The sequence below is a fragment of the Sphingomonas sp. CCH9-E2 genome, from assembly GCF_001557215.1.
Classification (GTDB): Bacteria; Pseudomonadota; Alphaproteobacteria; order Sphingomonadales; family Sphingomonadaceae; genus Sphingomonas.
In genome coordinates, this window is sequence record NZ_LSJM01000308.1 from 1 (window position 1) to 6,202 (window position 6,202).

The 6,202-nt window shown below is 69.5% G+C and carries 6 protein-coding genes; 1 reads left to right on the forward strand and 5 read right to left on the reverse strand.

From position 1 onward, the window contains the following. Positions 1 to 64: 64 nt before the first annotated feature. The 5 genes from AX681_RS14310 to rpoZ all read right to left on the reverse strand — a co-directional run bounded on the left by AX681_RS14310 (position 65) and on the right by rpoZ (position 4,714). Positions 65 to 832, reverse strand: coding sequence for a TIGR02186 family protein (locus AX681_RS14310; protein WP_066662310.1), 768 nt, complete (start codon positions 830 to 832; stop codon positions 65 to 67). Continuing rightward, positions 829 to 1,743, reverse strand: a complete 915-nt coding sequence (locus AX681_RS14315; protein ID WP_066662307.1) for a sulfite exporter TauE/SafE family protein — start codon at positions 1,741 to 1,743, stop codon at positions 829 to 831. Before AX681_RS14315 ends, AX681_RS14310 begins: the two co-directional genes overlap by 4 nt. A gap of 67 nt (positions 1,744 to 1,810) precedes the next feature. Then, entirely contained in the window at positions 1,811 to 2,830 is a 1,020-nt protein-coding gene (locus AX681_RS22880) for a hypothetical protein (protein WP_231734962.1), read from the reverse strand. Further along, positions 2,827 to 4,203, reverse strand: coding sequence for a glycosyl transferase family protein (locus tag AX681_RS14325; protein ID WP_066682419.1), 1,377 nt, complete (start codon positions 4,201 to 4,203; stop codon positions 2,827 to 2,829). Before AX681_RS14325 ends, AX681_RS22880 begins: the two co-directional genes overlap by 4 nt. A gap of 166 nt (positions 4,204 to 4,369) precedes the next feature. After that, positions 4,370 to 4,714 carry a DNA-directed RNA polymerase subunit omega gene (rpoZ, locus tag AX681_RS14330; RefSeq protein WP_066682421.1) on the reverse strand — a complete coding sequence of 115 codons (345 nt, stop codon included), beginning with the start codon at positions 4,712 to 4,714 and terminating at the stop codon, positions 4,370 to 4,372. A 131-nt stretch (positions 4,715 to 4,845) separates the two neighbouring features. On the opposite strand from rpoZ, the gene AX681_RS14335 reads away from it, so the two are divergent. Then, a complete protein-coding gene (locus AX681_RS14335; protein WP_066655778.1) occupies positions 4,846 to 6,066 on the forward strand; it encodes a phospholipase D-like domain-containing protein in 1,221 nt (406 codons plus the stop codon). Positions 6,067 to 6,202: the final 136 nt, after the last annotated feature.

Here is a 6,202-nt window from a genome sequence, read left to right on the forward strand (position 1 = left end):
CACCCATAGAATACACTGTCGTTGGGTGGCCGGGTGGGGGAGCGGGCCGGTGCCGTCAGCCAACTCAAAATCTCCGGAAGATTGCGCCTGCCGCCCATCCGAAGCCGATCGACAGCAACACTGCGGCGATGCCGTAGAGCATGGCATGCTGTTCGGCCGCGGCCGCCACCCAGCGTTCGAAGCCCGATTTGCGGATGTCGATTTCCCGCACGGCTGCAGCAAGGACGCGGCCGTCGCGGATCAGGAAGGTTTCGGCGGTGAACCGTCCGACCGGAACGCGCGCCGGAATCGCGATGCGGCCGCGATACAGGACATTGTCGGTGATCTCGACCGTGCCGGGCGCTTCGTAATAGAGGCCCGCGCGGCGCTTCAGATCGACCAGCCCGGCGTCGAAGCGCGACTGTACCGCAGGCGCTGCACCCGATGCGGGGGAGAGTTGCAGGCTGTCGAGGCCGAGCTCATAGATTGCGCGGGTGCGCGCATCGACGATACGGTCGATCGGGCGCGACGAGGCGATCGCATAAAAGGACGGGGCCGAGCGGTAACGGGTGCGTTCGGCATTGACCCAGATGCCGGCGACGCGCTGCTTTTCGCGCACCAGCACCGATTCGGTCGGACCCTTGACCACCACCACGATGTCGGTGGGCGGATCGCCGGGGCGCGGCGCGCTGTTGCCGGGTTGGACGATCGCCCCGAACAGCAGCAGTTCCGCGCCGGTGAAGGAGTAGACGATCTCGATCTCCCGCTGCGACACGTCGGGGACGAGAATCGGCTTGGCCTGTCCCAGCAACAGCGGTGCGGCGAGCGCGAGGAGGAGCGGCGGGAACCTCATCCCAGCTCGACCGAGTAGATTTCGTCCGGCTGCCAGGCGAGGCCGAGCACCATGCGCAACGCGACCAGCAGCACCATCACCCCGAGCGCGAGGCGAAGATATTCGGGGCGGGCACGGGCGGCAAAGCGCGCGCCGAGCTGCGCGCCGACCACCGACCCCAGCAACAGCAACGCGGCGAGCACGATGTCGACCGCCTTGGTGGTCACCGAATGCACCATGGTGGCTGCGGCGCTGACGAACAGGATCTGGAAGAGCGACGTGCCGACCACCACCTGCGCCGGCATGCCGAGCAGATAGAGCATCGCCGGGATCAGGATGAACCCGCCGCCGACGCCGAGCAGCATCGTCAAGATGCCGGTGGCAAAGCCCAGCAGCAGCGGCGCGAGCGGGGAGATATACAGCCCCGAACGGTAGAAGCGCCAGCGCAGCGGAAGCGCCGCGACCATCGGGTGATGCCGCCGCCGCCGCGCGCGCGTCGTCACCCCGGTCCTTGCCGAGCGGATCGCGCCGAGCGATTCGGACAGCATCAGCCAGCCGATCGAGCCCAGCATCACCACATACAGGACCGCGATCACCGTATCGATCTGCCCGCTCGCCTGCAGCAGGCGGAACAGCAATGCCCCCGCGCCGGAGCCGAGCACGCCCCCGCCGATCAGCACCCAGGCCATGTGGAGGTCGACGCCGTTGCGGCGGAAATGCGCGAACACCCCCGACACGCTCGCCCCGGTAACCTGACTTGCTGCGGAGGCCGCGGCGACCGTTGGCGGGATGCCATAGACGATCAGCAGCGGCGTGGTCAGAAACCCGCCGCCCACGCCGAACATGCCCGACAGCATCCCGACGCCCAGCCCCAGCAACACGATAACCAGCGCGTTGACCGAGAGACTGGCGATGGGAAGATACAGGTCCATGAGGATGTCCTGCCTAGCCCCTCATGCGGCACTGCGGAAGGCCGCGTGGCCCAGAAATCCGCGCCGCCTAGAAATCCGCACCAAGCGTCAGCGCCGGCCCCGAACCGGGACGCGCATCGCCAGCAATCCGCTCGCGCCAGTCAAGTGCGATGCGCAGCGACTGTCCGGCAATCGGCACAGTCGTCACGGCGGTTGGCCCGATATCCATGCGCGCCGCGTCGCGCTGTGCTGCGCCCCATGCGCCCGCGCCGAGCGCGAGCCGCGCCGCGCCCGCCGCGGCCACATCGCGCGTCACCCGCACTGCGCCGTCGGCAAAGGGTTCGACCCGCGCGCGCTTGACCGCGCCCGCCTGGGCATAGCCTTCGAGCTCAAAGGCGAAGGGCAGGTCGACCCCGCTGAACCCGCCGACGACGGCAACGGCGGGTCCGGATCTGCCGCCGTCGAGCGCCAGCCGCTGTTCGGCGAGGAACCGCATCGGCGCACGCCACGGCCGCCATTCCACCCCAAGCGCCAGCTCACGCCCGCTGCCCGCCAGTGGCGTGGTCGCCCGTGCATACATCGCCAACCGCCCGCGCCGGTCGAGCGTGTGGGCGATGCGCAGACCGGCCTGGTCGCCGCCCAGCATCGCGCCGCCGACCCCCGCCCCGCGCCGGGTAACCAACCACACGCTCGCCTGCCAGCGATCAGGCGTCGCGCGGGGCGCCAGCATCGCGGGCGGGGCGGGGATGCGCGGCAGTTGCTCGGACGTGGCTACACTGGCCCGCTCGGGGCCGAATGAGACGAGGTTCAGCATGGCGAAGCTGGCCTGAGGTGGCGCTGGGGCCAGTGCGGGGGCCTCGATGGCCGGTCGTGCCTCCGACACGCGTGACGGCATCCGGCGCGGCGCGATGATCGGGGGAAGCGGCGCCGGGGCGCGGGCGGTCGGCGCGGCGGCGGCGGGGCGGAGCGGCATTGCCGCCTCGATCGCCTCGGGCAGGCTTGCGCCTTCGGGCCATAGCAGCACGACGCGCATTGCCGCCCAGCCGACCGCCACCGTGGCGAGGAACCGCAGCGGTCGGCCTCGGCCGTGCAGGGCGTCGGCGGTCACGCCGCGCGCTCAGGCGAGTCGGGGAAGTGATGCGCGGTCTTGTCCCAGCGCGCCGGGACGCCGCGCAGCGTGGGCCAATAGATCGCGATGGCGCGACGTGCGGCAAGCAGCGCGATGAGATTGGCGACCAGCACCCGTGGAATCGCCAGCAGCGCCTGCACCGGACCATGCGCGGCTGCAGTGAAGCCGATCCGCATCGCCACGCGCCAGCCGAGCAGGCCGGCATTGACCGCGAGCAGCCAGCCGATCGGGACATCGGGGGTCGGCCCGGGCGTCCCGGCCAGCCGATGCCCGACCAGCGACAGGCCCCAGGCGACCAATGCGACATAGGCGATGGCCAGCACCGGAATCGCCAGCGTCGCGCGCCGGTCGCGCATCCGCATCCAATGCTCGCCGATCGATCCGCCGCGCTGCCACCCCACCCGGTCCCATCCGGCGAGCGCAATGCCGGTCAGCCAGCGCGCCTTTTGCCGCACCGCCGCGTTGAGGCTGGCGGGGAAATAGGCGCGCACCGCGACCAGTCGCCCCTCCGCATCGCGTGCGCGCACGAACCGCGTGCGTCCGCCCAGAGCGGCGACGGTGAGGCCCAGCTCATAATCCTCGGTCAGGCTGGCGGCGTCGAACGGCTGCCCGCCGCGGCTGTCGGCAATGCGGCCGAGCATCGTGCGCCGGATCGCGCAGCCGACGCCAGCGAACGGGATTGCCGCGCCCAGCGCCGCACGCACGATCAGGTTCTTGCCGTGGCTCTCCGCGAATTCGTCCAGATAATGCCCGGCGACCAAAGGCGAGCGCGCATCGGCCAGCGGCACGACCGGGAGCTGCACCGCGTCATGGTTGGTCAGCCAGGCGGCGAAGACGCGCAGCTCATCGTGATGCACCAGATCCTCGGCATCGTGCAGCACGACCGCTGCGCAGGGTTCGCCCGCCGCCTCGTCGCGCAGCAGCGCGCGCCACAGCGCGTTGAGGCAATCGGCCTTGGTCGTCGGCCCCGGCGTCGGTCCGATGACCAGTCGCACGCGCGTGTCGCTGGTCGCGACCTCCGCCACTGCGGCGATCGTGGCGGGATCGTTGGGATAGGTGCCGACATAGATGCGGTAATCGCCAGCGCCATAGCGGGCCAGCGTCGCGCGCAGCATTGGTGCGATCACGGCGGCCTCGTCCCAGGCGGGAATGAACAGGGCCATCGGCAGCGGAGATGCGGCGGCAGGGCAATCGTCCGCGCCCCGCCACCAGCCGCGCAGGCGGGCAACGGCATAGGCAAAGTCGATCAACAGATCGTCGATCCCGCCGATCAGGAAACCGATCGCCGCAAACAGCATCGCTTCGCGCGCGATGCCGTCGATGACGAACAGGATCGTCTCGCTCGCCCCCATGCCGACTCCCCCGATTCGGACGCATTACTGTCCGATTCAGATCAGCCGGGAGCAAGCGCAAACTCAGTTGCTTGCACCAGAGTGGAGCAAAGACCGGCCCCATTATGCGAAAAGGCCGCCGCCCGGTGGGGCAGCGGCCGTTCGTCTGGCAGCGATACCGTCGGCCTTAGCCGTCGTAATCTGCGCCCAGATTCTGGTTGCGCGGCGGGGCAGCGGCGGTGAGGCGCAGCGCTTCGGCCGATGCAGCCAAGCTGCCGACGTCATCGGGCGCTTCCTCATCGTCGATCTGCACGCGCTGCAGGCTGCCGACCAGGGCTTCCTCGAGCTGGTCGGGACGGACGGTTTCCTCCGCGATCTCGCGCAGCGCGACGACCGGGTTCTTGTCGCGGTCGCGATCGATGGTCAGCTCTGCGCCGCCGGAAATCTGACGCGCGCGCTGGGCCGCCAGCAGCACGAGATCGAAACGGTTCGAAACCTTGTCGACGCAATCCTCGACAGTGACGCGCGCCATGGAACGCTTCCTTTGGGCAGGGATACAGGAAAGGGGGCCATCTAGTTGCTGTCCCTCGCCGAGTCAAGGAAATCGCCCCGCGAGTCCGCCGGGGGTGGAACAATCCGGGTAGGCATGCGATCCCGCTGGGCATGGAGCTAGCCCCCGACCCCTTGCCCGGTCTTGCCGCGGGCCTGCCCCCGGAACCGCCGCCCCAGCCGGTGTTCGTGATCGCGGGCAGTCGGCTGCAATTGCTCGACACCGGGCCGCGCCGGCTCGACGCATTGCTGGAGCTGATCGCGGGTGCGCGTCGCTCGCTGCGGCTGCTCTATTATATCTATTCCGACGATGCGGTCGGGGCGCGGGTGCGCGACGCGATGATCGCGGCGGTCGAGCGCGGGGTAGAGGTCACGCTGATCGTCGATGGGCTGGGAAGCGACCCGGCCTATGACCGCGATTTCTTTGCGCCGCTGCGCGATGCGGGCGGCCGGGTGTGCTTCTTCGTGCCGCGCTGGGGGCGGCGCTATCTGCTCCGCAACCATCAGAAGATCGCGCTGGCCGATGGCGAGAGCGAGGATGCGCGGATCATCATCGGCGGGTTCAACATCCAGGACGATTATTTCGGCGCGCCGGGCAGCGACGGCTGGCGCGATCTGGGCCTGCTGGTCGCCGGCCCGGCGGCGGCGCGGATGACCGGCTATTTCGATGCGCTGTGGCAGTGGACGCTGCAGCCGCGCGCGCCGCTGCGCACGCTGCGTCGCGCGCTCAAGCGATGGAGCGAGCCGGACGGGCAGCTGCGCTGGCTGCTCGGCGGGCCGACCAGGCGGCTCAGCCCGTGGGCGCGCGCGGTTCGCCGCGACATGAAGAATGCGCGCGCGATCGACATCCTCGCCGCCTATTTCTTTCCGAGCCCCGCGATGCTGCTGCGGTTGGGTCGTGCCGCTCGACGCGGGGGGCAGGTCCGGGTGGTGGTGCCGTCGATCACCGACAACCACCTGACGCTGCACGCGGCGCGCTTCACCTATCGCGGGCTGCTGCGCCGGGGCGTGCGGGTGTTCGAATATCTGCCGACCAAGCTGCACACCAAATTGTTCGTGATCGACGACAAGGTGCAGATCGGATCGGCCAATTTCGACATGCGCAGCCTGTTCCTGAACCTGGAAGTGATGCTGCGGATCGACGATGCGGCGTTCGCGGCGCATGTCCGCGCCTATGTCGATGCCGAAGTGGCGCGGTCGCTGGAAGTGACGCGGGCACTGCACCGCGCGCGCACCGGATGGTGGACGCGGATGATGCAGGCGGCGGTCTATTTCGTGGTCGGCGTGCTCGACTATCGCGTCACGCGCTCGCTCAATATCACGCAGGAGGATTGAGTTTGAATGATCCTCCCCCGCCAGGGGGAGGTGTCAGCGCAGCTGACGGAGGGGGAGGATGGCTGTGCGATCATGGCTCTTGCCGTGGCGCTTCCTCCCCCTCCGTCGCCTTCGGCGCCACCTCCCCCTTGCGGGG

What these genes read in the sequence shown, in the direction of transcription:
- AX681_RS14310 (WP_066662310.1), bottom strand. Translation starts at nt 832, where the DNA reads ATGAGGTTCCCGCCGCTCCTCCTCGCGCTCGCCGCACCGCTGTTGCTG.
- AX681_RS14315 (WP_066662307.1), bottom strand. Translation starts at nt 1,743, where the DNA reads ATGGACCTGTATCTTCCCATCGCCAGTCTCTCGGTCAACGCGCTGGTT.
- AX681_RS14325 (WP_066682419.1), bottom strand. Translation starts at nt 4,203, where the DNA reads ATGGGGGCGAGCGAGACGATCCTGTTCGTCATCGACGGCATCGCGCGC.
- rpoZ (WP_066682421.1), bottom strand. Translation starts at nt 4,714, where the DNA reads ATGGCGCGCGTCACTGTCGAGGATTGCGTCGACAAGGTTTCGAACCGT.
- AX681_RS14335 (WP_066655778.1), top strand. Translation starts at nt 4,846, where the DNA reads ATGGAGCTAGCCCCCGACCCCTTGCCCGGTCTTGCCGCGGGCCTGCCC.